The 25,327-nt window shown below is 53.4% G+C and carries 21 protein-coding genes and 1 pseudogene; 18 read left to right on the top strand and 4 right to left on the bottom strand.

The features are described from left to right. Positions 1 to 5: 5 nt before the first annotated feature. On the bottom strand, positions 6 to 1,466 hold the full coding sequence (locus H7698_RS28760) for a DUF6861 domain-containing protein (protein ID WP_194693668.1): 1,461 nt from the start codon (positions 1,464 to 1,466) through the stop codon (positions 6 to 8). A gap of 694 nt (positions 1,467 to 2,160) precedes the next feature. On the opposite strand from H7698_RS28760, the gene H7698_RS28765 reads away from it, so the two are divergent. Genes H7698_RS28765 through H7698_RS28785 form a run of 5 tightly spaced genes read left to right on the top strand, consistent with a single transcriptional unit; the run spans position 2,161 to position 9,950 of the window. Beyond that, entirely contained in the window at positions 2,161 to 4,014 is a 1,854-nt protein-coding gene (locus tag H7698_RS28765) for a type VI secretion system Vgr family protein (protein WP_194693669.1), read from the top strand. Between the two features lie 12 nt (positions 4,015 to 4,026). Continuing rightward, positions 4,027 to 4,608, top strand: a complete 582-nt coding sequence (locus tag H7698_RS28770) for a hypothetical protein (RefSeq protein WP_162439810.1) — start codon at positions 4,027 to 4,029, stop codon at positions 4,606 to 4,608. Positions 4,609 to 4,643: 35 nt separating this feature from the next. Beyond that, positions 4,644 to 5,111, top strand: a complete 468-nt coding sequence (locus H7698_RS28775) for a DcrB-related protein (protein WP_194693670.1) — start codon at positions 4,644 to 4,646, stop codon at positions 5,109 to 5,111. Between the two features lie 5 nt (positions 5,112 to 5,116). Continuing rightward, positions 5,117 to 9,364: an RHS repeat-associated core domain-containing protein gene (locus H7698_RS28780; protein WP_194693671.1), complete on the top strand. Its 4,248-nt coding sequence runs from the start codon at positions 5,117 to 5,119 to the stop codon at positions 9,362 to 9,364. Positions 9,365 to 9,380: 16 nt separating this feature from the next. Continuing rightward, complete coding sequence (locus tag H7698_RS28785) at positions 9,381 to 9,950, top strand: hypothetical protein (protein ID WP_194693672.1); 570 nt, start codon at positions 9,381 to 9,383, stop codon at positions 9,948 to 9,950. Positions 9,951 to 10,250: 300 nt separating this feature from the next. On the opposite strand, the gene H7698_RS31985 is transcribed toward H7698_RS28785, so the two are convergent. Further along, entirely contained in the window at positions 10,251 to 10,550 is a 300-nt protein-coding gene (locus tag H7698_RS31985) for a hypothetical protein (protein ID WP_442966341.1), read from the bottom strand. A 351-nt stretch (positions 10,551 to 10,901) separates the two neighbouring features. Here H7698_RS31985 and H7698_RS28790 point away from each other — a divergent pair, with 351 nt between their 5' ends. The 4 genes from H7698_RS28790 (at position 10,902) to H7698_RS28805 (ending at position 17,265) form a co-directional block, all read left to right on the top strand. Then, positions 10,902 to 12,365 carry an RHS repeat domain-containing protein gene (locus tag H7698_RS28790; protein ID WP_442966344.1) on the top strand — a complete coding sequence of 488 codons (1,464 nt, stop codon included), beginning with the start codon at positions 10,902 to 10,904 and terminating at the stop codon, positions 12,363 to 12,365. Positions 12,366 to 12,369: 4 nt separating this feature from the next. Next, positions 12,370 to 12,981, top strand: coding sequence for a hypothetical protein (locus H7698_RS28795; RefSeq protein ID WP_194693673.1), 612 nt, complete (start codon positions 12,370 to 12,372; stop codon positions 12,979 to 12,981). 230 nt (positions 12,982 to 13,211) lie between these two features. Continuing rightward, positions 13,212 to 16,916: an RHS repeat-associated core domain-containing protein gene (locus tag H7698_RS28800; protein WP_235992980.1), complete on the top strand. Its 3,705-nt coding sequence runs from the start codon at positions 13,212 to 13,214 to the stop codon at positions 16,914 to 16,916. A 16-nt stretch (positions 16,917 to 16,932) separates the two neighbouring features. Continuing rightward, positions 16,933 to 17,265, top strand: a complete 333-nt coding sequence (locus H7698_RS28805) for a DUF7716 domain-containing protein (protein WP_194693674.1) — start codon at positions 16,933 to 16,935, stop codon at positions 17,263 to 17,265. 121 nt (positions 17,266 to 17,386) lie between these two features. On the opposite strand, the gene H7698_RS31990 is transcribed toward H7698_RS28805, so the two are convergent. Then, positions 17,387 to 17,917 (bottom strand): hypothetical protein, encoded by a 531-nt coding sequence (locus tag H7698_RS31990; protein WP_442966342.1) that lies wholly within the window; start codon positions 17,915 to 17,917, stop codon positions 17,387 to 17,389. 138 nt (positions 17,918 to 18,055) lie between these two features. Between H7698_RS31990 and H7698_RS28810 the strand changes: the two genes are divergently transcribed. The 9 genes and pseudogenes from H7698_RS28810 (at position 18,056) to H7698_RS28850 (ending at position 24,284) form a co-directional block, all read left to right on the top strand. Next, on the top strand, positions 18,056 to 19,525 hold the full coding sequence (locus tag H7698_RS28810) for an RHS repeat-associated core domain-containing protein (protein ID WP_442966345.1): 1,470 nt from the start codon (positions 18,056 to 18,058) through the stop codon (positions 19,523 to 19,525). A gap of 7 nt (positions 19,526 to 19,532) precedes the next feature. Next, positions 19,533 to 19,952: an NTF2 fold immunity protein gene (locus tag H7698_RS28815; RefSeq protein WP_194693675.1), complete on the top strand. Its 420-nt coding sequence runs from the start codon at positions 19,533 to 19,535 to the stop codon at positions 19,950 to 19,952. Positions 19,953 to 20,093: 141 nt separating this feature from the next. Beyond that, positions 20,094 to 20,540 (top strand): annotated as a pseudogene (locus tag H7698_RS28820) (type IV secretion protein Rhs); the annotation flags it as partial. Between the two features lie 265 nt (positions 20,541 to 20,805). Continuing rightward, positions 20,806 to 21,537, top strand: coding sequence for a hypothetical protein (locus H7698_RS28825; RefSeq protein ID WP_194693676.1), 732 nt, complete (start codon positions 20,806 to 20,808; stop codon positions 21,535 to 21,537). Between the two features lie 71 nt (positions 21,538 to 21,608). Next, positions 21,609 to 21,833 carry a hypothetical protein gene (locus H7698_RS28830; protein ID WP_235992981.1) on the top strand — a complete coding sequence of 75 codons (225 nt, stop codon included), beginning with the start codon at positions 21,609 to 21,611 and terminating at the stop codon, positions 21,831 to 21,833. A 39-nt stretch (positions 21,834 to 21,872) separates the two neighbouring features. Further along, the gene (locus H7698_RS28835; RefSeq protein ID WP_194693677.1) at positions 21,873 to 22,601 is read left to right on the top strand and encodes a hypothetical protein; all 729 of its coding nucleotides are present in this window, start codon (positions 21,873 to 21,875) and stop codon (positions 22,599 to 22,601) included. Positions 22,602 to 22,982: 381 nt separating this feature from the next. Further along, positions 22,983 to 23,411, top strand: a complete 429-nt coding sequence (locus tag H7698_RS28840; RefSeq protein ID WP_194693678.1) for a hypothetical protein — start codon at positions 22,983 to 22,985, stop codon at positions 23,409 to 23,411. 183 nt (positions 23,412 to 23,594) lie between these two features. Next, on the top strand, positions 23,595 to 23,873 hold the full coding sequence (locus tag H7698_RS28845; RefSeq protein WP_194693679.1) for a hypothetical protein: 279 nt from the start codon (positions 23,595 to 23,597) through the stop codon (positions 23,871 to 23,873). A 123-nt stretch (positions 23,874 to 23,996) separates the two neighbouring features. Further along, complete coding sequence (locus tag H7698_RS28850; protein ID WP_194693680.1) at positions 23,997 to 24,284, top strand: hypothetical protein; 288 nt, start codon at positions 23,997 to 23,999, stop codon at positions 24,282 to 24,284. A gap of 394 nt (positions 24,285 to 24,678) precedes the next feature. On the opposite strand, the gene H7698_RS28855 is transcribed toward H7698_RS28850, so the two are convergent. Next, complete coding sequence (locus H7698_RS28855; protein WP_194693681.1) at positions 24,679 to 25,311, bottom strand: response regulator; 633 nt, start codon at positions 25,309 to 25,311, stop codon at positions 24,679 to 24,681. Between the last annotated feature and the right edge of the window lie 16 nt (positions 25,312 to 25,327).

Raw genomic sequence — 25,327 nt, forward strand, 5'->3', positions numbered from 1 at the left:
GGGCTCTAGTTGGAGGTCGTGCCGATCAATTTTGGCACTCCCCACTCGGCACGGTTAGGTGTCAGGTATTGGAAGGCTTCGCCAGTTCGCTGGATCGCGCCGCTCAATTCTGTAGTAGGGGCGACTTTACTGACAAATACCTCGGTTGGCTTCAAAGGCGCCATCTCGAAGATGGAATAGCGGGGTGCCTCGCTCCCCAAAGGCAAGCCGAACGAGTCGGCCAGTGTGCGCCCCGAACTGGCGGCTGCCTGCAGTTCCTCGTGGGTTGTGAAGAAAGGCGAGTAGGGTGAAACGCCCTGGCCTTCAGGCACAATCTTGATCAAAGGCGAATTGATCAACCGGACTTCTGGAATCGTCGAGCCTGATGCCACCTGGTCAAACGCTCGGGAGTAAATGGTGGTGGCGTCGGCATCCGGCGCAGCGGCTTGCAGCTTGCCCAACAGTTTCTCCCCGTCCGTAGTGTTCAGGAAGCTTTCGATCTGCTCGTTCGACAAGCCCTTGGTCTTGAAGGTCTGGACCTTCTTGATCTGGTCTTCCACGGACACGAATTCGGGATCCTGCTTGGCGTAGTACTCACGCATCGTCTCCGGTTCAGCCTTCGCCAGTGGCGTCGGCTCCTTCACCTGCAACTCAGCCTGAGCCAGCAACTTCTGCTCATTGCGCGCCAGCCAGCCCGCCAATTGCTTGTTCGATATCTCGGCCTGCAGCTTCGCGCTGCGTGTTGCGATGCTTTCCATGCTGCCCACGACGCCTGCTTTCACCTGGCCGCGTGTCAGGTAGGTGACGATGGCGGTCAGCAGCAGCAACACCAGTTGCTCCTGGCCCCGGGCCAGTTGTCGCGCTGCGCGTTCGGTGCGTTCCTGGACCAACGACGCAGAGCCGCCGCTGGGGTCCAGGCCCGCGGGCTTCACGCCTTCTTCGGCGTGCCATGCAGTGGCAATGCCTTCCTGCAACGTGGAGAGGCAGGCGGGGAGGCCGTCGTAAAAATACTCAGCGATGGCCGACAAGCCCAGTCCCATAAGAATCAGGTTACCGACTTGCAAGCCGATACCGGCCCCGGCAGCAGCTCCGGGTGCTGCACCAATCCCGAACGCAAAGGCACCCGCCGCACCGCCGGCGATAGTGCCGACCGCAACGCTGCCACCCAGAATCATCGACACTTCTTTGACCAGTTGCAGCAGCACAGGAAGGATCTGCTCGATTTCGATCGAGGCCCATTTGCGCTTGAGGTCCATCTGGATAATCGGATAGGACAGGGCAAATGCCCGGTTCACCGCATCGATGCGGTGGCCGCCCATGTAGCCATAGGCCTGGCTCGCGCCGTTGCCGACGCGTCGGGTGAAACCGTTCCAGTTGTCGTGAGCGCTCTGCAAGCCCTCGTTGACGCCTTGGTTCAGTTCGCTGAATTTCTGATCGAGGTTGCGTTCGACGTCGGCCCAGCTGGGCACATTCGCTAAAAGATCCATTTACACATCACTGTCCTTGGGTGGGAGAAGCTTCCCTGTCGCCACGTTGAAGTGCCGGATATCGACTTTATGTCAGGGTCAAAGTGCTGGCCATTAGCCGCACTCTAGACTGCAATGCGCGTCATTAAATTCAATGTGGATCCCATTTTTATTATTCACGTTACTCTCGGCAATGATGTCAATGAGGCACCACTGCAGATTGTGTGTCGCGCAAATGTTCTTTGCGCCTTGATATACAGGCATTTCTTGCATGTCAGATGGCCGGGTAAATAATTTTCAAACTTTCCCGCTGGATGCGCAGGTGCCTGAAGAACACCGGCAATTTCCGTTTCCGGGTTGACACAATGCGGGGTGAAGGTGTTTCCTTTGCCGCTTTCGAAACACCCTATTACTGCTTGGATTGTGACCGTCTTCTCAATTTTTGCAGGGGTAGTGGCACTTTCGCACTGCATTGCGGTCGCAGTACCAGACTTGCAGCCGGTGGGTAAATAGCTCAAGTGTTTCAGATTTATGGCGGGAAAAGTTTGTAGGCAGTTTCATACAAAGTTTCACGTATTCAGGTCCGCAAGTTCATAGACAGCGGGTTGTTAACCCATCCGAGCAGTGCGATCGGGTTTCGTCCCTCTGTCAGATTCGTTATGCGCAGTGGCAGGCGAGGGCGGTAGCGTTCTTCACTGCTTTCAAGGAGATACACATGTTGATGGACCTTGCCGCAATGCTTTCCCCGCAAAATCGGCGCCTGTTCAAATTCAAGAATTTTGCCAATCCCGACCAGCAGTTACTGCTTGAGTCCTTCAAGGGGACCGAAGGTCTGTCGCGTGCCTACAACTTCGAATTGATGTTGGTGTGCGAGGATTCCGAGGTCGAGCTCAAGTCGATGATGGGCCAGCATGTGTTGCTGGAAATCGAGCTGGCTGAAGCCGGGCCGCGATACCTGGCAGGTTACCTGACACGCTTCGCCAGCATCGGCAGCGACGGCGGCATGGCTCGCTACACCGCGACGCTGAACCCCTGGTTCTCGATGCTGAAAAACCGTTTCGACACCCGCATCTTCCAGGGCTGCACCGTCGAAGAAGTCGTGACCCAGGTGTTCGCGTTATGCCCCGCGTTTTCCCTGCATGAATTCCGCCTGAGCAAGCCGCTCAAAAAGTACACCTACATCACCCAATACCGCGAAACCGACTTCAACTTCGTCCAGCGCCTGCTGGAAGAAGAGGGGATGTTCTACTACTTCGAGCACACTGCCGAAGGCCACACCATGATCATCTGCGACGACTCCAGTACGCTGGTGCCGTTGCCTGAACAACCCCAAATCCGCTTTCACACCGCCTCGGTGACCGAGACAGCTGATGCCATTACCCAATGGAGTGGCAATCGCCAGTTGCAGTCCGGCAAAATCGCCGTCCAGACCTTCGATTATCGCCAGCCGACCAACCGTCTGCCGGTCGCCATGAAGAGCCTGAACAAGCAGGGCGACGTCGACGATTTCGAGATCTATGACTTCCCCGGCCAGTACACTCACGGCACCTATGACGAAGGTGAAGCGCTGCTGCGGCTTCGCGTCGAAGCGCTGGAACTCAAGGGCAAGAGTTTTCATGGCGCCAGTAATTGCCGCGCCATGAAACCCGGCTACACCTTCGAACTGCAGCAGCATTACGACCACGATCAGGGCTCGCCCGACGATCGCCAGTTCCTGTTGATGAGCGTCGAAAGCGAAGGCCACAACAACTACCTCAACGGCCATCAGGCGAGCTACTACAACACCTTCTCCTGCGTGCGAAAAAAGATCGTCTTCCGCCCGCAACTCACCACCCCGCGCCCAACCATCTCCGGCCCGCAAACAGCCATTGTCGTCGGCCCGCCGGGTGAAGAAATCTTCACCGATGAACTCGGTCGCGTGAAGGTGCAGTTCCACTGGGACCGCAAGGGCGAGCACAACGACAAGAGTTCGTGCTGGGTCCGCGTCGCCCAATCCGGCGCCAGCGGTGGCTTCGGCAGCATCCTCATTCCCCGTGTTGGCGATGAAGTGGTGGTGGTCTTCCTCGACGGCAATCCTGATCGGCCGTTGATCATGGGTAGCCTGTACAACAGCAAGAACACACCACCCTGGTCGTTGCCGGCGAACAAGACGCAGAGCGGGTTTTTGACGCGGTCGATGAAGGGCGATGGCGGCACGGCGAACTTCTTTCGCTTTGAAGACAAGGCCGGCGCCGAGCAAGTCATCATGCATGCCGAGCGAAACATGGACACCGAGATCGAGGTCGATGAGACCCACAGTGTCGGAAGCAATCGCACGATCACGGTGGGTGGCACGCACACCGAAACGATCAAGAAAGACACGGTGATGAATGTCCAGGAAGGCTCGTTGACGATTCAGGTCGATAACCAGTTCATTCAGGTGAATGCCAAGCAGCATATAATTTTGCAGGTCGGAGAAAGCAGCATCACGCTGACTCCGGACGGCATTGAGATCAAAGGCAAGGCGATCACCACAACCAGCACGGGCACCACCCAAATCACCGGCTCCGAAGTTCGGGTCAATGACTAGGGAATCGTGCTAATGACCAGAACCAGCCTTTACGACAGAATTTCCGCCAAGCGCATTGCGCTGGAGGAAGCGGCTCGTCTTGAACAGCAGAATGCACCGATAGTTGAAGCAGAGGCCGAGGCAGAACCTGTAGCTGTGGTTGCCCTGCAAGACACGCCTAGCAGCTTCAACTTCGGCGGGTTCAATCTGGCATTTCCATCGGGTTTCAACTTCCGCGATATTCAGACAACCATCGAGCACGAAGGCGAGCCAATCATCCTGACGATCAATCGTCGCGATGTGGCGCAGGGCCAGAATCTTGAAAATCTTTTTGACGGCTCCGTGCAGTCCTTCCACACGATTTATCCGGGGCTGCGCATCATCCGTCAGCGCGAGTACAGCCTGGCAGGAAATGCCGCCAAGTGCGTGGATTTTCACTTCAAGACCGGTCACGCCGAACGCCATGGGCGTCTGGTGGGCGCCATCGTTCCTGTCGCCGGGCGTGACGAAGTGCAATGGCTGAATATTTCGTGCGTGATTGATCCGACCAAGCCTGCGCTGAGTCTATGGCTGGTTGATTTCGACAGCATGCTCGACGGCCTCACGGCCCGCTGATACCTAATTTTTTCGATTTCAGGAATTTACATCACATGGATTATGAATTGCAGGAAGGCAGCATCGCGTTGCCGCAGGGTTTTCAGGACCGCACGGTAAACATGTTTGTGCTGGGGGCGAGCATTCCTGCACCGCTGAGTATCACCATCTCCAGGGACATGCTCCTGCCGGCCGAGGTGCTCAAGGCCTACGTAGACCGCCAGGTAAAAATGCTCGCATCGAAACTGCGTGGCTACACCTTGCTGGGCAAAAAGGCGGTGGAGCTTTCCAGCATTGCGCCGATTGAAGGTATCCAGATCGATGCGTATTACATGACCGATGGTCGTCCGTTCTATCAGCGTCAGGCGGCATTCCTGATCGAGCCGGGCCGCGCAATCATCTTCTCCACCACGGCGCAGGCTGACTTCAGCAGTGAGCAGAATCAGAACTGGGCCGACCTGCTCGCCAGCTTCCAGCCTCGCCAGCCCGGCGCCAACAAGACCGACTCCAGCGAACAGGAGTAACGGTCATGTTCGAAGCCGCAAGGTTTGGCGATGAAATAAGCCACACCAGTGCCCTGGGCGGGTTCCTGATTGGGGCCGCGCTCGGGATTGCATTGATTGCCACGGTCGCTATCGCGACGTTCACCTGTGGTTTTGGTGTGGCGCTTTTGGCGGGTCTGGCCGCAGGCGTCGGAGGTAGCCTGCTGACCTCTTTGGGAGAGAAAATAGGCAGTAGTTTTTCCTCGCCCTCCGGGACCATCGTCATTGCGTCGGACAACGTATTTGTTAACAGTCGCAAGGCTGCCCATGTCGAAAAAAGCATTGGCGCCTGCGACAAGCATCCCGGTCCGGTGCAGGTCGCAGAAGGTTCGACCAACGTTTTCATCAATGGCACTGCAGCGGCCCGAAAGGGCGACAAGATTACCTGCGGCGCAACGATCTCCAGCGGTTCGGATAACGTGCTCATCGGCGGCGGCACCCACCGCTACCTGCCGGTAGATGACGAGATTCCCGGCTGGCTGCGCACTACCGTCGATATTCTGATGGCGGTCGCTGGCGCGGCGGGCGGTATCGCTCAATTGATCAAGGCAGGAACACAGGCGGGCATGAAGGCCGTCATGCCCTGCGTGTTGAAATTCACCGCCGGGTTCGTCGCCGGTGAAGTGGCCAGCCGTTACGTCGTGGGACCGGCGATCGAGCGTGCAGTCGGCGGTCTGGTCGGCAACCCTGTCGATGCCACCACCGGCCGCAAGGTCATCCCTGACGAAACCGATTTCAGCCTTCCAGGCCTGATGCCCATCGACTGGTCACGTTTCTATGCCAGTGACCTGAGCGTCGACAGTGTGCTCGGCAAGGGCTGGGTGTTGCCTTGGGAACAAAGTTTGCGCCGCAGTGGCAGCTTCGTTTACCTGACCGACAATCAAGGTCGCACGGTGCCCTTCGTAGACGTCAAGCCGGGCGAACGCATCTACAATCCGCACGAACAGGTGTATCTGGTCTGCACCGAAGGCGGTCACTACCTGCTGCAAACCCTCGACAACATCTTCTTCTACTTCGGCGAAGTGCCGGACGACAACAACCCTGTCCCGCTACAACGCATCGAAAATGCCCTCGGCCACTTCCTGCATTTCACCCGCACGGTCGACGGCACGCTGACCGACATCAGCGCCACCGGCGGCGTTCGTGTGCACCTGCATTACGACAACCCGCTGGGCCGCCTGACCGATGTCAAACGCGTCGTCGACAATCAGGCCGTCGAAACCCTGGTGCAATATCGCTACGACGACAATGGCCAACTCATCGAGGTGATCAATCGCAACAACGATTCGATCCGCCGCTTCAGTTACGCCGACGGCGTCATGGCCAGCCACAGCAATGCCTTGGGCCTGACTTGCAATTACCGCTGGGAAACCATCGCAGACCAACCTCGAGTGGTGGAACACTGGACCAGCGATGGCGAGCATTTCCATTTTCGCTACGACATAGCTGCCCGCACCACGTGGATCACCGATGTACTCGGGCGCGAAGCTGAACTTCATTACAACAGCGATAACCGCGTTACCTCGAGCCGCGACTTCGGTGGCGAACACTACGTTATAGAGATCGACGACACCGGCAACATGACCGGACTTACATTGCCCGATGGCAATACCGTCAAGCTCAAGTACGACGAGTACGCTCGGCTGGTCGAAGAAACCGATCCGCTCGGTCGCAAGATCAAATACCAGCACCACCACCTGACCACCCTGGTCACGCAGGTTGATTACCCTGACGGCAGCACCTGGAAAGCCCGCTACGACGCCAAGGGCAACCTCATCGCCGAAGTCGATGCGCTGGGCAACAAGACCGAATACCTCAACAGCGATGACGGCCTGCCGCACACCATCATCGACGCCACACACAAATCCAAATACCTGTGGTGGAACACCCTGGCCCAGGTCGAACGCTTCCAGGATTGCTCGGGCAAAAACACTCGGTACCGTTTCGACGAACGCCATCACCTCGTCGCCGTCACTGATGCCCTGAACCAGACCACCACCCTGGAACGCAAACCCGACGGCGAAGTGCTGCGCATCCAGCACCCGGACGGCAGCGCCGAGTCCTTCACCTACAACGCCCTCGGCCAGGTCCTGACGCACACCGACGGCAAAGGCCAGACCACGCGCTTGCTACGTACCGCCCGAGGCCTGCCAAGCAGCCGACAGGACACCAAAGGCCAGCGCATCCGCTACGAATACGACCAGGCCATTCGCCTGACTGCGCTGGTCAACGAAAACAACGCGGCGTACCAGTTCGCCTACGACGCGTCCGACCGGTTGGTTGAAGAGAAGCGCATCGACAACTTGACTCGCCAGTTCAGCTACAACCTCGGCGGGCACCTGACACGGGTCAACGAAATCGGCTACGGCGAACGCGCCGAACGACCACAACGTCAGACCGAATTCGAACGCGATTCCATCGGCCGACTGCTGGCCAAACTCAATGCCGATGCCCGTCAGGATTACACCTACGATGACGCAGACCGCTTGCTCACCATCGAGCGCCTGCCGACTGCCAACGGCAAGAAACTCGGGGTCGGCGAAGAAAAACTCGAATTCTCCTACGACTTGCTAGGTCGCTTAATTAAAGAGACCACACCCCAAGGCGCTCTGTCCTACGACTACGATCCACTGAGTAACCTGACCACCCTGACTTTGCCCACCGGCCAGCACCTGAACCACCTATATTACGGCAGCGGCCACCTGCACCAACTCAACCTCGACGGCCAACTCATCAGCGACATGGAGCGCGATGACCTGCACCGCGAGGTGCTGCGCACTCAAGGCAAACTCACCAGTTGTTTCGGCTACGACGCGATGGGCCGCAAAGCCTGGCAATTCGCCTCGACGTTGCCGGCAGAGAAACTCTCGCAGATTCTCAATCCAGGCATTCAGCCTGAGCTGTTGGTAGAACACGCCTACAACCCGATTCACCGCCGTCACCAATACGACCCGGCCGGCGAACTCATCCGCACCCTCGACAAACTGCGCGGCGAGATCAAGTACGAGTACGAAGCCAACGGCCAACTGCACAGCCGTGATACCGGCAAGTTGGTGGACAGTGAGGAGTTCCGATACGACGCGGCGGCGAATCGCCTGAACTTCAATACCAGCCAGTTTGATCACGTGAAGGACAACCGGATCAAGCAGTGGCGGGATCAGGAATATACCTACGATGCCTGGGGCAACCTGATTGAAAAGCGCAGCGGGATGAGCCGGCTGCAGACGTTCAGTTACGACTGTGAAAATCGGTTGGTTAAAGCTGAGACGTTGGTGGGCGGCAAGCTGGAAAGCACCGGAGCTTATCGTTATGACAGCTTGGGGCGTCGTGTCGCCAAGGTGTCGGAGGTCAACGGGGTCACTGAACAGAAGCATTTTCTGTGGCAGGGCTTGCGGATGTTGCGTGAGGAGACGCCGGGGCAGAGCAGCCTTTATGTGTATGAGCCGGGGAGTTATGCGCCACTTGCTCGGGTGGACCAGGAAGAGGGTGGGGAGCAGACGCTTTATTACTTCCATACCGACCAGATTGGTACGCCGCTGGAGATGACTGACCGGGAAGGGCAGATTGTCTGGCAGGCGACGTATAAGGCGTGGGGTGCCCTCGAAACGCTGACGGTGAATGAGGTAGAGCAGAACCTGAGGTTTCAGGGGCAGTATTTCGATGATGAGACGGGGCTGCACTACAATACTTTTCGGTATTATGATCCGGAGGTTGGGCGGTTCTTAACTCAGGATCCGATAGGCGTGGGTGGTGGGCTTAACGTCTACCGCTATGCTCCAAATACTCTAATGTGGTTGGACCCTTTAGGGCTGACCGTTAGATATAAACCGAATGATAGTTTGACTCCGATGCAGGGTGGCAGGAGTACTGCAATTGATAGGGCTTGGGCTCAGGAAAAAGTACTTGTCGCCGAAACGGGAAGCGGAACCAGGGCGTGGACGGGGGCTGAGAAAGATCTTATAACGGGAACCCCCAACAAAAATCTGACATCCGTGATGTCTCGGGCCGGTTACACTGGGCACCATATCAACTCAGTTGAGGGAAATGGGAAGCTGGGCGCGTTGTGGCAAGGAGACCCCCGGAACATAGTTTTCCTGCAAAATCATAATCATCCAAGCGGTATTAATGAGCACGTTCATGGAAAGCAAGGGCATCGGGGCAATACCAAGAATTCGACTAATGGTAGATTGATTGATCGACAAGCTACGATGAAACACGGCGCGACAGGGTGTTAATACTGGAGGTTAAGTCATGACTAATGATGTGATAAAAAAATTCGCGGATCGATTTAACAACAATAATCAAAATATGGGTACGGTTTTATACAGTACAGATCCAATTGTTCGAAAAAGCGACGTATTTCCTCACCTAAACGAACAGATTGAGGAGTTCTATCTGCATATCCACCTAGAGAATGCTCCAACAATCGGAGGTGATTTTTTTCTCCAAATATTCGCGCTGAATGAGCTGGAGAATGCTCAGGTCGGATGGTCGGGGCCAGACGATGAGGAATTGGCTTGGAAACAAAGCTTTGTGGTTTTTGCCGACAGGAATGGGGACGCATTGGTTTACGATTCGGAACAAAAGAACTGTCCTGTGTACGGGAGTATCCAGAAGCATAGTTTTTTAGTGGCTAATTCGTTTTTTTGCTTTTTAGAAGCGTTGCTTGTCGGGATCGCGGTTGAAGAAGAGTTTGGCGGCGATACGAGGGAAGAGGACTTGAGTTATAAATCTAATTTTATAAGTGAGGTCGAGAATAGAATTTCCAGTATGGGTGATGTAGTGAGCGTCCAAGGGTTTATGAAGTTTTTTTTCAATTAAAGGTCTATTGTCCTGAGCTTTTTTACAGCTGCGAGATGCATTTACCCCGGTGTCTCGCAGTCCACCTAGTTTGTGACCAAATACTTGTGGTGGAACGCGCGACGCCAAGGGCAACCTCATCGCTGTTTATTCCGTTTTGCGCTTTACCTGTGCCTAGGCTTGCCGCACACCATTAACGCTATGACGAGCGTCGGCATTTGGTCGCCGTTACGGATGCGCTGAATCAGACGACAATTCGTCTCGACGTTGCCGGCAGAGAAAGTTTCGCAGATTCTCAATTCCGGCATCCAGCCTGGCCTATTAGTAAAACATTTCTACAATCCGACCCATCGCCGTCACTTGCGCACTGCTCGCGGTTTGCCACGCAGCCGCCAGGACGCCAAAGGCCAGCGCATCCGCTACGAATAACACCAGGCCATTCGCCTGACCGCGCTGGTTAACGAAAACAACGCGGCGTACCAGTTCGCCTACGACGCGTCCGATCGTCTGATCGAAGAAAAACGCATCGACAACCTGACTCGCCAGTTCAGCTACAACCTCGGCGGGCACCTGACACGGGTCAACGAAATCGGCTACGGCGAACGCGCCGAACGACCACAACGTCAGACCGAATTCGAACGCGATTCCATCGGCCGACTGCTGGCCAAACTCAATGCCGATGCCCGTCAGGATTACACCTACGATGACGCAGACCGCTTGCTCACCATCGAGCGCCTGCCTACCGCCAACGGCAAGAAACTCGGCGTCAGCGAAGAAACACTAGAATTCTCCTACGACTTGCTGGGCCGTCTGATCAAAGAGACCACCCCACAAGGCGCCTTGTCCTACGACTACGATCCACTGAGTAACCTGACCACCCTGACTTTGCCCACCGGCCAGCACCTGAACCACCTATATTACGGCAGCGGCCACCTGCACCAACTCAACCTCGACGGCCAGCTCATCAGCGACATGGAGCGCGATGACCTGCACCGCGAGGTGTTACGCACCCAGGGCAAACTCACCAGTTGTTTCGGCTACGACGCCATGGGTCGTAAAGCCTGGCAATTCGCCTCGACGTTGCCGGCAGAGAAACTCTCGCAGATTCTCAATCCCGGCATTCAGCCTGAGCTGTTGGTAGAACACGCCTACAACCCGATTCACCGCCGTCATCACTACGACCCGGCCGGCGAACTCATTCGCACCCTCGACAAACTGCGCGGCGAGATCAAGTACGAGTACGAAGCCAACGGCCAGTTGCACAGCCGTGATACCGGCAAGTTGGTGGACAGTGAAGAGTTCAGGTACGACGCGGCGGCGAACCGGTTGAACTTCAACACCAGTCAGTTTGATCACGTGAAAGACAACCGGATCAAGCAGTGGCGGGATCAGGAATATACCTACGATGCGTGGGGTAACCTGATTGAAAAGCGCAGCGGGATGAGCCGGCTGCAGACGTTCAGCTATGACTGCGAGAATCGGTTGGTCAGGGCTGAGACGTTGGTGGGCGGCAAGCTGGAAAGCACCGGAGCTTATCGTTATGACAGCCTCGGACGACGTGTTGCCAAGGTGTCGGAGGTCAACGGGGTCACTGAACAGAAGCATTTTCTGTGGCAGGGCTTGCGGATGTTGCGTGAGGAAACGCCGGGGCAAAGTAGCCTTTATGTTTATGAGCCTGGGAGTTATGCGCCGTTGGCGCGAGTGGATCAGGAAGAGGGTGGGGAGCAGACGCTTTATTACTTCCATACCGACCAGATTGGTACGCCGCTGGAGATGACTGACCGCGAGGGGCGGATTGTCTGGCAGGCGACGTATAAGGCGTGGGGTGCCCTCGAAACGCTGACGGTGAATGAGGTTGAGCAGAACCTGAGGTTTCAGGGGCAGTATTTCGACGATGAGACGGGACTGCATTACAATACGTTTCGGTATTACGATCCGCAGGTGGGGCGGTTTATTACGCAGGATCCGATTGGGTTGTTGGGGGGGGATAATCTCTATCAATATGCACCCAATACCACTGGGTGGATTGACCCGTTTGGCCTATGCAAAAGCTCTGCAAGTGGTGTTAAAGGCACAAATAAAGCACGGCATGATCTTGAGCGAAATGGATATAAGGTGATTTCGGAAGAGGTTACGATGAAAGTTAATGGCAGTAGGGTTCGTGCCGATATAGTCGCTCAAGATACACATGGGAATTACCACGTATTCGAGGTTAAGCATGGTTCTGGTGGACTCACTAAGAATCAAAAAGCAGCTGGAGTCTATGATATGTCAAGTCCTGCCAACACTACGCAGCATCTGGGTGGTGGGACCATAAAGCATTCGCAAGGTACAGCAGGCACATTCAAAGTTGATACCAAAGGTAAGCCAGGTAAATCCTTAGGTGGCAAAGGCGCCGTTCATAATGCTACGTTCAATGTTTTGAAATATGGGTGATTTTATGAGTAAAGAAGATAGGGTTTATTTTGAGAGTGAACTGCTAAAGGAGCTGAAGGATCTTGAATGGCCTGGCTTGTCGATTAAGGCGGTAAAGGGGGGGGTTAAATTTCGCTGGGAAAAAAATTTAGTAGCCGAGCTTGATTTTCAGTATTTGGTAAATTCGAATGCATATGTCCTGAATGGCATGGTCTTCGGGGGGCCTATTTTTGACTGTTGCTCTGAAGTCAATCCTCCTTATAAAAGCAATTTGGGTAGTGCTGCGTGTTTCTCATTTACAACATCAGGAAGGCAAGATAAAAAATTCGGCACAAGTATATATGGCACCATAAGTGCACCTAAACGAGAGGATGTTGGTGCGATATGTGCGCATATCCGGCGCGCGCTTGAAAGCCACTATATTCCCCTCGTGGCAGGGTGTATATTGCCAAGCGCCCGGACTATTGATGATGTGCTGGCATCTCCGACTGACTATGCATATCCCGCATTGTTTATTCATTGTGCTGTTTCTTATAACTCAGAAATCATCGGTAGCGAAAATCTTGAGAGGGTGAAGTTAAATAAAAAGATAATTAAGAATAAAGATTTTGATTTGGGGCTTTTGAGCGGCTTGTAGTATTGTTGGCTGTACATTAGCTTAGGTGTTGGCACTGCTGAGAATTGAAAGCGTTAGTTTGAGTACTTCCTGCATTCGTTTTGGGTTTGCTCTTTAATAATTTAATTAAAAGTGGTTGCGAGGTTAGCGCAGCCACTTACCCCGCTATGAACTGAGACCCTTCTGGCAACGTATTCATCGGCGGGGGCACCCACCGCTACCTTCCGGTAGATGACGAGATTCCCGGCTGGTTGCGCACTACCGTCGATATTCTGATGGCGGTCGCCGGTGCGGCGGGCGGTATCGCTCAATTGATCAAGAACGCTTCCCAGGCCTGCCTCAAATCCGGCATGTCCTGCGTGTTGAAATTCACCGCCGGGTTCGTCGCCGGTGAAGTGGCCAGCCGTTACGTCGTGGGACCGGCGATCGAGCGTGCAGTCGGCGGTCTGATCGGCAACCCTGTCGATGCCACCACCGGCCGCAAGGTCATCCCCGACGAAACCGATTTCAGCCTCCCAGGCCTGATGCCCATCGACTGGTCACGCTTCTACGCCAGTGACCTGACCGTCGACAGTGTGTTCGGCAAGGGCTGGGTGTTGCCTTGGGAACAAAGTCTGCGCCGCAGTGGCAGCTTCGTTTACCTGACCGACAATCAAGGTCGCACGGTGCCCTTCGTAGACGTCCAGCCGGGCGAACGCATCTACAATCCGCACGAACAGGTGTATCTGGTCTGCACCGAAGGCGGTCACTACCTGCTGCAAACCCTCGACAACATCTTCTTCTACTTCGGCGAAGTGCCGGACGACAACAACCCTGTCCCGCTACAACGCATCGAAAATGCCCTCGGCCACTTCCTGCATTTCACCCGCACGGTCGACGGCACGCTGACCGACATCAGCGCCACCGGCGGCGTTCGTGTGCACCTGCATTACGACAACCCGCTGGGTCGTCTGACCGATGTCAAACGCGTCGTCGACAATCAGGCCGTCGAAACCCTGGTGCAATATCGCTACGACGAGAATGGCCAACTCATCGAGGTGATCAATCGCAACAACGATTCGGTTCGCCGCTTCAGTTACGCCGACGGCGTCATGGCCAGTCACAGCAATGCCTTGGGCCTGACTTGCAATTACCGCTGGGAAAACATCGCAGACCAACCTCGAGTGGTGGAACACTGGACCAGCGATGGCGAGCACTTCCATTTCCGCTACGACATGGATGCCCGCACCACGTCGATCACCGATGTGCTCGGGCGCGAAGCTGAACTTCATTACAACAGCGATAACCGCGTTACCTCGAGCCGCGACTTCGGTGGCGAACACTACGTTATAGAGATTGACGACACCGGCAACATGACCGGACTTACATTGCCCGATGGCAATACCGTCAAGCTCAAGTACGACGAGTACGCTCGGCTGGTCGAAGAAACCGATCCGCTCGGGCGCAAGATCAAATACCAGCACCACCACCTGACCACTCTGGTTACGCAGGTTGATTACCCTGACGGCAGCACCTGGAAAGCACGCTACGACGCCAAGGGCAACCTCATCGCCGAAGTCGATGCGCTGGGCAACAAGACCGAATACCTCAACAGCGATGACGGCCTGCCGCACACCATCATCGACGCCACACACAAATCCAAATACCTGTGGTGGAACACCCTGGCCCAGGTCGAACGCTTCCAGGATTGCTCGGGCAAAAACACCCGGTACCGTTTCGACGAACGCCATCACCTCGTCGCCGTCACCGATGCCCTGAACCAGACCACCACCCTGGAGCGCAAACCCGACGGCGAAGTGCTGCGCATCCAGCACCCGGACGGCAGCGCCGAATCCTTCACCTACAACGCCCTCGGCCAAGTGCTGACGCACACCGACGGCAAAGGCCAGACAACGCGTCTATTGCGCACTGCTCGCGGTTTGCCAAGCAGCCGTCAGGACGCCAAAGGCCAGCGCATCCGTTACGAGTACGACCAGGCCATTCGCCTGACCGCGCTGGTCAACGAAAACAACGCGGCGTACCAGTTCGCCTACGACGCGTCCGATCGTCTGATCGAAGAAAAACGCATCGACAACCTGACTCGCCAGTTCAGCTACAACCTCGGCGGGCACCTGACACGGGTCAACGAAATCGGCTACGGCGAACGCGCCGAACGACCACAACGTCAGACCGAATTCGAACGCGATTCCATCGGCCGACTGCTGGCCAAACTCAATGCCGATGCCCGTCAGGATTACACCTACGATGACGCAGACCGCTTGCTCACCATCGAGCGCCTGCCTACCGCCAACGGCAAGAAACTCTGCGTCGGCGAAGAAAAACTCGAATTCTCCTACGACTTGCTAGGTCGCTTAATTAAAGAGACCACACCCCAAGGCGCTCTGTCCTACGACTACGATCCACTGAGTAACCTGACCACCCTGACTTTGCCCACCGGCCAGCACCTGAACCACCTATATTACGGCAGCGGTCACCTGCACCAACTCAACCTCGACGGCCAACTCATCAGCGACATGGAGCGCGATGACCTGCACCGCGAGGTGTTACGCACCCAGGGCAAACTCACCAGTTGTTTCGGCTTCGACGCCATGGGTCGTAAAGCCTGGCAATTCGCCTCAACCCTGTCGGCGGAGAAACTTTCGCAAATCCACAATCCAGGTATTCAACCCGAGCTGTTGGTAGAACACGCCTACAACCCGATTCACCGCCGTCACCAATACGACCCAGCCGGCGAACTCATCCGCACCCTCGACAAGCTGCGCGGCGAGATCAAGTACGAGTACGAAGCCAACGGCCAACTGCACAGCCGTGATACCGGCAAGTTGGTGGACAGTGAAGAGTTCCGATACGACGCGGCGGCGAATCGCCTGAACTTCAATACCAGTCAGTTTGATCACGTGAAGGACAACCGGATCAAGCAATGGCGGGATCAGGAATATACCTACGATGCCTGGGGCAACCTGATTGAAAAGCGCAGCGGGATGAGCCGGCTGCAGACGTTCAGTTACGACTGTGAAAATCGGTTGGTTAAAGCTGAGACCTTGGTTGGCGGCAAGCTGGAAAGTACCGGGGCTTATCGTTATGACAGCTTGGGACGCCGTGTGGCCAAGGTGTCGGAGGTCAACGGGGTCACTGAACAGAAGCATTTTCTGTGGCAGGGCTTGCGGATGTTGCGCGAGGAAGCGCCGGGGCAAAGTAGCCTTTATGTGTATGAGCCGGGGAGTTATGCGCCGTTGGCGCGAGTGGATCAGGAGGAGGGTGGGGAGCAGACGCTTTACTACTTCCATACCGACCAGATTGGTACGCCGCTGGAGATGACTGACCGCGAGGGGCAGATTGTTTGGCAGGCGACGTATAAGGCTTGGGGGGCGGTGGAGCGTCTGGACGTCAACGCAGTCGAACAGAATCTGCGGTTTCAGGGGCAGTATTTCGACGACGAGACGGGGCTGCATTACAATACGTTTCGGTATTACGATCCGGAGGTGGGGCGGTTTATTACGCAGGATCCGATTGGGTTGTTCGGGGGAGACAATCTCTACAGATATGTAGAGAATCCTATTAGATGGATTGATGTTTTGGGTCTTGCAAGCTCAAATCCTGGGGTGTACGACGTATTTTTTGAAGCAAGATTACCTACACGTGAAATGTATAGGTTGTCGGATCCCGTGCACTTTAGTGAGTCGAATAGACAGCTTTACTATGCAATGAAAAATGATCCGGCTCTAAGGTCTCACCTAGAGGGGAAATATCCCGGAATTGAATCCCACGTTTCTCCTACTACACGTGGAACCTTCCGAGGAAAAGCTTTCCCAGGAACTACATGGCACCATCATGGCCAAGTTGGAGGTCTCCTACAGCTAGTCGACATGAAGGATCATAAATCAAGACATACGGATTATCATGCTAAAGGTGTTGGTGGTCGAAAGGGTTGGGGTGGCGGAAGTTCATGCAGGTAAATAAGGGAATTTAGCTATGATCAGATATAAAAATTTTGGCTCTCTCCTTGCTGAAGTTGACAATCTTGACAAGTTCGGGACGTTGTTTGCATGTAAAAGCGGCTGGGCTGAGGATCCTAGCAATACTGAAATATTATTATTGCTTGGCGATGATGAGCTTGAAGATTTAGATGAACGTGGCAACCCGGTGTTGGCCAATAAATATGGTGCAAGCTATTTTTTTGATGTGGAGATATTTCAGAGTGTGATCGACTTGCAAAGAAAGAACAACTCAAAGTCAAACGTTAACGACTATATTCATGCAATAAACTATTACCTTGAAAATGATGATTTTTATGAGGTGACTTAAATACAGTTACACATGGAGGTGACGGGCGGGGACAGCATTTCGACGTAGAGACGGCGCTGTATCACTACGGAACCCCGAAGGAGTTCCTTAGCGGGCCGCGTTGATACCACTGTCACAACGTTTAGCCTGGTTGAAAAAACGCAGTGGGATTAACCGACTGTAGACGTTCACGCGTCTGCTGCGCACCGCCCGAGGCCTGCCAAGCAGCCGACAGGACACCAAAGGCCAGCGCATCCGCTACGAATACGACCAGGCCATTCGCCTGACTGCGCTGGTCAACGAAAACAACGCGGCGTACCAGTTCGCCTACGACGCGTCCGATCGTCTGATCGAAGAAAAACGCATCGACAACCTGACTCGCCAGTTCAGCTACAACCTCGGCGGGCACCTGACACGGGTCAACGAAATCGGCTACGGCGAACGCGCCGAACGACCACAACGTCAGACCGAATTCGAACGCGATTCCATCGGCCGACTGCTGGCCAAACTCAATGCCGATGCCCGTCAGGATTACACCTACGATGACGCAGACCGCTTGCTCACCATCGAGCGCCTGCCTACCGCCAACGGCAAGAAACTCGGCGTCAGCGAAGAAACACTGGAATTCTCCTACGACTTGCTGGGCCGTCTGATCAAAGAGACCACCCCACAAGGCGCCTTGTCCTACGACTACGATCCACTGAGTAACCTCACCACTCTGACTTTGCCCACCGGCCAGCACCTGAACCACCTGTACTACGGCAGCGGCCACCTGCACCAACTCAACCTCGACGGCCAGCTCATCAGCGACATGGAGCGCGATGACCTGCACCGCGAGGTGTTACGCACCCAGGGCAAACTCACCAGTTGTTTCGACTATGACGCCATGGGCCGTAAAGCCTGGCAATTCGCCTCGACGTTGCCGGCAGAGAAACTCTCACAGATTCTCAATCCCGGCATTCAGCCTGAGCTGTTGGTAGAACACGCCTACAACCCGATCCATCGCCGTCATCAATACGACCCGGCCGGCGAACTCATCCGCACCCTCGATAAACTGCGCGGCGAGATCAAGTACGAGTACGAAGCCAACGGCCAACTGCACAGCCGTGATACCGGCAAGTTGGTGGACAGTGAAGAGTTCCGATACGACGCGGCGGCGAATCGCCTGAACTTCAATACCAGCCAGTTTGATCACGTCAAAGACAACCGGATCAAGCAGTGGCGGGATCAGGAATATACCTACGATGCGTGGGGCAACCTGATTGAAAAGCGTAGTGGGATGAGCCGGCTGCAGACGTTCAGCTATGACTGTGAGAATCGGTTGGTTAAAGCTGAGAAGTTGGTTGGCGGCAAGTTGGAAAGTACCGGGGCTTATCGCTACGACAGCCTCGGACGACGTGTTGCCAAGGTGTCGGAGGTCAACGGGGTCACAGAGCAGAAGCATTTTCTGTGGCAGGGCTTGCGCATGTTGCGCGAGGAAGCGCCGGGGCAGAGTAGCCTTTATGTGTATGAGCCGGGGAGTTATGCGCCACTTGCTCGGGTGGACCAGGAAGAGGGTGGGGAGCAGACGCTTTATTACTTCCATACCGACCAGATTGGTACGCCGCTGGAGATGACTGACCGGGAAGGGCAGGTTGTCTGGCAGGCGACGTATAAGGCGTGGGGTGCGGTGGAGCGTCTGGACGTCAATGTAGTCGAACAGAATCTGCGGTTTCAGGGGCAGTATTTCGATGATGAGACGGGGCTGCATTACAATACTTTTCGGTATTACGATCCGGAGGTGGGGCGGTTTACTACGCAGGATCCGATTGGGTTGTTTGGGGGGGATAATCTTTACCAATATGCCCCCAATACCAATGGGTGGATTGATCCTTTGGGTTGGTGTGTCAGTACCGCAGTCACACGTGGCGCAGCAGGGCAGCCTCTCCGAGCAACGGCGACTATTACTGCGAAGGATTTAGGAACAGGAACGGCAACGAATGCATCATCTAGAGTGTGGGCGCGGGCGCTAGGTAACTCTAAAGATGACGCAGGTCACATAATCGGAAAGCTGCTGGGTGGTTCAGGCGGTAAGAATGGTGTTTTTCCACAGCTCTCAAGAATAAACCGAGGTCTTTTTAGAGATTTTGAAGGGGAGGTAGCCAGCTTCGTAAGAAGTAATGGTCCCGTCGATGTAGATATTAAATTTATCTATGGTGCATCCAGCACGAGGCCAACGAAAGTTGTGTATAACGTTTTCCAGCAAGGGAAAACTGTACTGTCAGACATTTTTAGTAACTGAGGTTGTTATGGAAGAAAAAGTTTTAGTTGTTGAGGTCTTGAAGGGTTTTATGTCAGAAATGCGGAACTGGGAGACAGCCTTTCGCGATGAGCAAATGGGGCTGATCAATGAAGATAAAGATACCTCTGACTGTGATAAAGCATATGAGCTTAAGCTTAAGAGTGTACTAGCTAAGTATTCTGTATCAGATGAACGAAGCTGGGCTCGTCTTGTAGATCTAGGTTGTGGATCACCTCCGACTTATGATCCAGAGAGGGATGTAATAAATGACCCTGTTCAAGAAGGTAAAAATTATACTGTGATTGTCGAACAGATGGCTAGGCTAAAGGCTGTATATAAGTTTTTTATAAAAAATACTGTAGATGGATGGCTGATAGTGAAAAAAGAAACAAAAAATGGTGATAAGTGGAAAAAAACGGCTCTATGACGATTTTTGTAAAATTGTGCGGTTTTTCGTTGCAAAGATTGATCTGAAATTTACGTGTATGTAAATTTGCTTGTGGGGCGTTAAATATGGCTTACAGCGAACTCGCCGGATGGCCACAACACCAACGCCGAACTCTAACTCGATTCAATCGGAAGTTTACTGGCCTAATTTACCGCCGATGCCTGTCAGGCTTATACCTACGAAGATGCGGACCGCTTGCAGTCCACCGGGCACCTGCCTACTACTAACGGCAGGAAGCTCGGCGTCAGCGAAGAAACACTCGAATCCTCCTACGATTTGCTGGGCCGCCTGATCAAAGAGACCACCCCACAAGGCGCTCTGTCCTACGACTACGATCCACTGAGTAACCTGACCACCCTGACTTTGCCCACCGGCCAGCACCTGAACCACCTGTATTACGGCAGCGGCCACCTGCACCAGCTCAACCTTGACGGCCAGCTCATCAGCGACATGGAACGCGATAACCTGCACCGCGAGGTGTTACGCACCCAGGGCAAACTCACCAGTTGTTTCGGCTACGACGCCATCGACTGGTCACGTTCCTACGCCACCGACCTGACCGTCGACAGTGGGCTCGGCAAGGGCCGGGTTTTACTTTGGGAGCAAAGTTTACGCCGCAGTCAGCCAACGAACCTGGCCTCGTTAGCCGGGGGCATGTAAGGTGGGGCTGGCTTTACGCTCCTCTATGTCACGGCTTTTGCGGCCGCTGCACCATTAGCTTTAGTTTTGATTGTCGGATCCACTGCCGGTCTCTTTGCGCAATATATAATGGTTAGCAATGGCAATGGCTATGATAAAGATGTCGAAAATTACCTGAAGAGATGATAGTCAAATGATTTTAGACTTTAAAAGTCTTAAGCAGGGTGCATGGGTTTCGCTAGGTGCGCTGGTTTTTGCCATGGTCCTGGGCCTCTCCGCGATCCCGTTTTTTTGGCAGGCATATATTTTTATTTTTATTATTAAGCTTGGATGGTGCGTTTACTTAGTGTGTGCGTGTGAGAAGTTCACTTTCTATGTGGGGTGGCTTTTTATTGCTATGTTAGGATTTTTAGTTTTAATGGCTGGTAGTGCGGCCTATTTTTTGGCGGTCAAAAGTTTGGGGGTGGGGAATATTCAAGCCGTTATTGTGGGCTTGTTGCCAGCCGCCTGTTCGCTTCTAGTATATTTGTTCATAGTTAACACCAAGGCGTTATTCGATCCTTTTGAATATAATGGAATTAAAGTTCAACCTAGACCTCAAGCTGCAAAAAAAGATTTTGCTTATTACCCTCTCGTATTACTAGCTGGTGCGACGACGCTAGCGGCTAGTGTTTTTACCAAATCAGTGGGAATACCGGTCGGCGGTGTCATCGGTGCATTGCTGCTAACATTTTGCACCATATTTATTTTAATCAATTTGCGCCATTCGATCCGAGGCCTGCGCACCCTCCGCATCCAAGAAAAAACCATGCCCATCCCCTACACCTTCATGCAAATCGACGAAATTCGCGAAGCGCGCAGTCGTTGGTGGTTGAGCAGATTGTTCAAGTGGGTCGCTTCCTGGTGCAAGTCGCCGGGTGCCTGATTTTCGATGATCACTACGTGCAGGCCGTCCAAACCTGATGACGTGTTACTGGTTAAGGAGTAGTTGAAGCGATGGATCTTTCCTCACTGTTTTTGGCGCAGAACAGGCGCCTGTTCAAGCTGACCATGGTCCTCAAGAGCGGGGGGCAGGCCGCGACGAGTGAAATCGAACTCGCCATCGACGGTAGCCGTTATATCAACGGCCATATGCTGAGCATCGGGAACAACGGCAGCAGTGGCAGCAATATCGCGCTACTCAGCCTATGGGGTTCGTGGTTGAGCTTGATTGCGACTTAATAAGACGGTCAGCGACGCGTTGAAAATTGAGGATGATGAATGATCGACTCCCAGAATATTAAGAAAACCAGTTGGGGTTTTTTTGGGTTCTTAGTTTTTTTTATGGCATTTGGGCCTTCAAATTTAAAGTATTTTTGGCATGCATTTTTTATTATGTCGCTGCTCGCATTCATGTGTACTATATATCTTGTCTATGTATGTGAGAGAATTACTTTTTATTTGACTTCGGTGCTTGTTATGGTCGTATGCGCATTTTCCTATATGGCCTGTACGGCAGCTTATATACTTGGTGCAAGTTTCTGGGGAAAGACAAGCATTGCTGCCCTCATGATGTGGCCTGTGCCAATGGGGGTCGTGTCATTGACGTATTTAGTCCTGGCAAATGGCAAATCGTCATTTCATCCATTCGAATACGATGGAATCAAGGTCCAGCCACGTCCGCAAAACAAGCAAAAATCATCGGCCGCATATAGCCCTCTTTTTGTGGCCGGCGCAACCACCTTGGCGGCAAGTTTTTTTACTAAGACAGCCGGTTTCCTCACTACCGGTATGGTTGTCCTGTTTGGGATGCTAGCTGTTTCCGTCACAATATTATTCTACGCGCGCCACATAATCAGAGGCCTGCGTACCCTCCGCATCCAAGAAAAAACCATGCCCACTCCCTACACCTTTATGCAAATCGACGATATTCGCGAAGCCCGCAGTCGTTGGTGGTTAAGCCGGTTGTTCAAGTGGGTCGCTTCCAGGCGCAAGTCGCCGGGTGCCTGATTTTCGATGATCACTACGTGCAGGCAGCTCAAGCCTGATGACGTGTTACCGGTTAAGGAGTAGTTCAAGCGATGGATCTTCCTCACTGTTTTGGGCGCATAACAGGCGCCTGTTCGAGCTGACCCTGGCCCTCAAGGGCGGCCAGGAGTTGTTGCTTGTTTGCTTTGCCGGCAGTGAAGGTTTATCGACTGATTTCGGGTTTAAGCTGGATCTAATTCCTGCAGACGCGAGCGGACGCTGCGGCGAACCCCCGCAGACATCTGGCGGACGTCTGTCCCAGGCGGGGAAAGTCAAACTCAGGTTCTTAATTATCAGGATAGGGCTAAAATGAAGCCGGTAGGAAAACCAATAGCGCTACATTTTAGTGGTTGTGGAGGTTGCATGAGCGTTATTGAAAGTTTTTCTGTAATAGACAATCTTGGATCGTATGATCGCGCCGCCAACCCTCAAGGTTTAAGCGTCTGGGAGCTTTTGCCTACGGGAGTCGCATGGTCATTTCTTGGATATTCATACAAAATCGAAAATCCCCACAAACTTATCCCTAAATTATTACTGGACGGTATTGGCATAGCGGTCGTGATTGCTCCTTTTAATACAAAAGAGAATAAGGCCCTGATTGTCAAGTCAGACGGAGATCTGATGTGGGATATCAGTGCTGCTGCAAAAGCTATAGTTGGACAAGGTGTTTTTTCTGATGTCTATTATGTAGCTGGGCAACTGTGTTTTTTTGTAAATATCAATAATATAGACCACAGGTTTTCGTTTGATGTTGTTTCTGGAGCAGTCGGTGTATTAATCCCTTCATATTAAATTAATTTCGTAATCATCTGATTGTAGTCGGTTCTTGGTTTTGTGTTTTGTTTTTGCCTTGTGGTGTTTTATATTCTGGGTGAAATAACCATGTCTTCAGCAATGTTATTGATTACCATGTGTCATGCTCTATTTATGGTCGTCGTGTTGAATTGAGAACTTTTGCAATCCAAGGAGTGGCCATTGAATAAACATATGATGCTGGATTTGTTACTGGAAGTGCTAGATGAGTTGCGGAGCATTAAGAGAGGACGTGCGGAAAATCTTCTTTACTCGGTGATTAGTAGTTACGAAGAGGCGGTGCGGAATTTGGAGAAGGATGAGATTAATGAAAACCCAATCACAAATTCACCTCGAGTATATTTAGAAATCTATAGCGACTATGATAATCCCTTGCTTCAAAAAATGGATTATGCGCAGCGACAATTAAATTTTTTCGTTGTAACTGGTACTCGAAAGTGAAGTAGCAATTGGCGTGTTGGCTAAGCTTTGCCGAAATTCACCGGAGGGTGGGACAGCAGATTAAGATTTGGGGGGGGTGAGTTCCAGTATGGTATTACTTAACGACCTTGGAGGGATGGCGGCATGAAAGATTCTAAAAAAGCTGTTGAGCTGGTTGGTCGAGCTATAGGAGGCATTGACGAGGCACTACTACGTCACCGCAAGGATGTTTTCTCAAGCATAACTGACAATCAACTCGTCAGATTTAAGCACAGCTTACTGCATGTTTTGGATATGATTGGTTCGGGCGATATCCCTAACAACAGTAATCGTGATCTCGGATTGGCGCGGGTTATCGTAGATCAGTGGACAGAGGATCTTGAGCTGGGGCTATTGATTATTGATGCAGAACAGGCTTACAAGAATTTGTAAGTGCCCTCTAAATGTCCGTCGTGGGAATTTGTATGAATTTTATCTTCACCTGCACAACGGTTTCACGTTCTGTCCGGCGCAGTCCATGGGCTCACTAAAGCCCAGAATTTTTCCATTTTTGCTGATATATCGATGAAGAAGTTAAGAGTTTCGCGGAAATCTGGCTTGCGATTTTTCCCAATCGCGCATGGGATTATCTATCGATAGACACGGAAAGTCTGGTTCAGGATCGAAGCGTTATTTGGTGGCACGAACAGCCCATGGAACCCGAGCTGGATGTCGATATCTTGGAAGTCATGGATGCGTGGATTTTTCTGAAGGACACGCTGCCGCGGAAAGAAGTGCTGTTGTACAGCTCCGGTACTTAAGGCGACGGCCTCATGTGTCGGAACGCCTACCGCGAAATAATCCCATGATCAATCGCATACTTCACCAATGCCGCCGGCTTATCGATATTCAGCTTTCGACGAATACTCAATCGATGCGTCTCAACAGTCCGCACGCTGATATCCAGTTCCCTCGCCATTTCCTTGTTGTTCAACCCCTGAGCCATTTTGTACAGCACCTGACTTTCCCGTGGTGTCAGCTCAGTGTCGGTGCTTTTATCAGCGATCAGCCGTTGGGCAATTTCCGCGCTGTAAAACGATCCGCCGTTGGCGATGGCTTCGATGGCCGCGATGATTTCCCGGGACGGTGAGTTCTTGAGGACGTAGCCGCTGGCACCGGCGCGGACGGATTCGCTGACGTATTCATGATTGTCGTACATGCTCAGCACCAGCACTTTGAGGGTCGGGTAGCGGTTGCGCAGCAGCCGGGTGAGTTCCAGGCCGTTCATGTCTTTGAGGCCGATGTCGACCAGTACCAGGTCTGGCTGGCAGCGGCCGACCATGTCGATTGCGTCTGCGCCGTTCTCGGCTTCGCCCACTACTTCCAGCGGTGCCATGACCGAGAGCAGGGCTTTGATGCCGTCGCGGACCAGGGAGTGATCGTCGACCAGGGCGACGCGGATCGGGGAGGGCAGGTTCATCGCGGCTTTTACTCTT

Origin of the sequence: Pseudomonas sp. p50(2008) (assembly GCF_015351605.1) — a bacterium.
GTDB lineage: Bacteria > Pseudomonadota > Gammaproteobacteria > Pseudomonadales > Pseudomonadaceae > Aquipseudomonas.

Coding starts and splice junctions, on each gene's coding strand:
- H7698_RS28790 (WP_442966344.1), top strand. CDS start 10,902: ATGGAGCGCGATGACCTGCACCGCGAGGTGTTACGCACCCAGGGCAAA.
- H7698_RS28775 (WP_194693670.1), top strand. CDS start 4,644: ATGGATTATGAATTGCAGGAAGGCAGCATCGCGTTGCCGCAGGGTTTT.
- H7698_RS28770 (WP_162439810.1), top strand. CDS start 4,027: ATGACCAGAACCAGCCTTTACGACAGAATTTCCGCCAAGCGCATTGCG.
- H7698_RS28840 (WP_194693678.1), top strand. CDS start 22,983: ATGAGCGTTATTGAAAGTTTTTCTGTAATAGACAATCTTGGATCGTAT.
- H7698_RS28780 (WP_194693671.1), top strand. CDS start 5,117: ATGTTCGAAGCCGCAAGGTTTGGCGATGAAATAAGCCACACCAGTGCC.
- H7698_RS28760 (WP_194693668.1), bottom strand. CDS start 1,466: ATGGATCTTTTAGCGAATGTGCCCAGCTGGGCCGACGTCGAACGCAAC.
- H7698_RS28830 (WP_235992981.1), top strand. CDS start 21,609: ATGGATCTTTCCTCACTGTTTTTGGCGCAGAACAGGCGCCTGTTCAAG.
- H7698_RS28805 (WP_194693674.1), top strand. CDS start 16,933: ATGATCAGATATAAAAATTTTGGCTCTCTCCTTGCTGAAGTTGACAAT.
- H7698_RS28850 (WP_194693680.1), top strand. CDS start 23,997: ATGAAAGATTCTAAAAAAGCTGTTGAGCTGGTTGGTCGAGCTATAGGA.
- H7698_RS28810 (WP_442966345.1), top strand. CDS start 18,056: ATGGAGCGCGATGACCTGCACCGCGAGGTGTTACGCACCCAGGGCAAA.
- H7698_RS28785 (WP_194693672.1), top strand. CDS start 9,381: ATGACTAATGATGTGATAAAAAAATTCGCGGATCGATTTAACAACAAT.
- H7698_RS28795 (WP_194693673.1), top strand. CDS start 12,370: ATGAGTAAAGAAGATAGGGTTTATTTTGAGAGTGAACTGCTAAAGGAG.
- H7698_RS28835 (WP_194693677.1), top strand. CDS start 21,873: ATGATCGACTCCCAGAATATTAAGAAAACCAGTTGGGGTTTTTTTGGG.
- H7698_RS28765 (WP_194693669.1), top strand. CDS start 2,161: ATGTTGATGGACCTTGCCGCAATGCTTTCCCCGCAAAATCGGCGCCTG.
- H7698_RS28855 (WP_194693681.1), bottom strand. CDS start 25,311: ATGAACCTGCCCTCCCCGATCCGCGTCGCCCTGGTCGACGATCACTCC.
- H7698_RS28825 (WP_194693676.1), top strand. CDS start 20,806: ATGATTTTAGACTTTAAAAGTCTTAAGCAGGGTGCATGGGTTTCGCTA.
- H7698_RS28815 (WP_194693675.1), top strand. CDS start 19,533: ATGGAAGAAAAAGTTTTAGTTGTTGAGGTCTTGAAGGGTTTTATGTCA.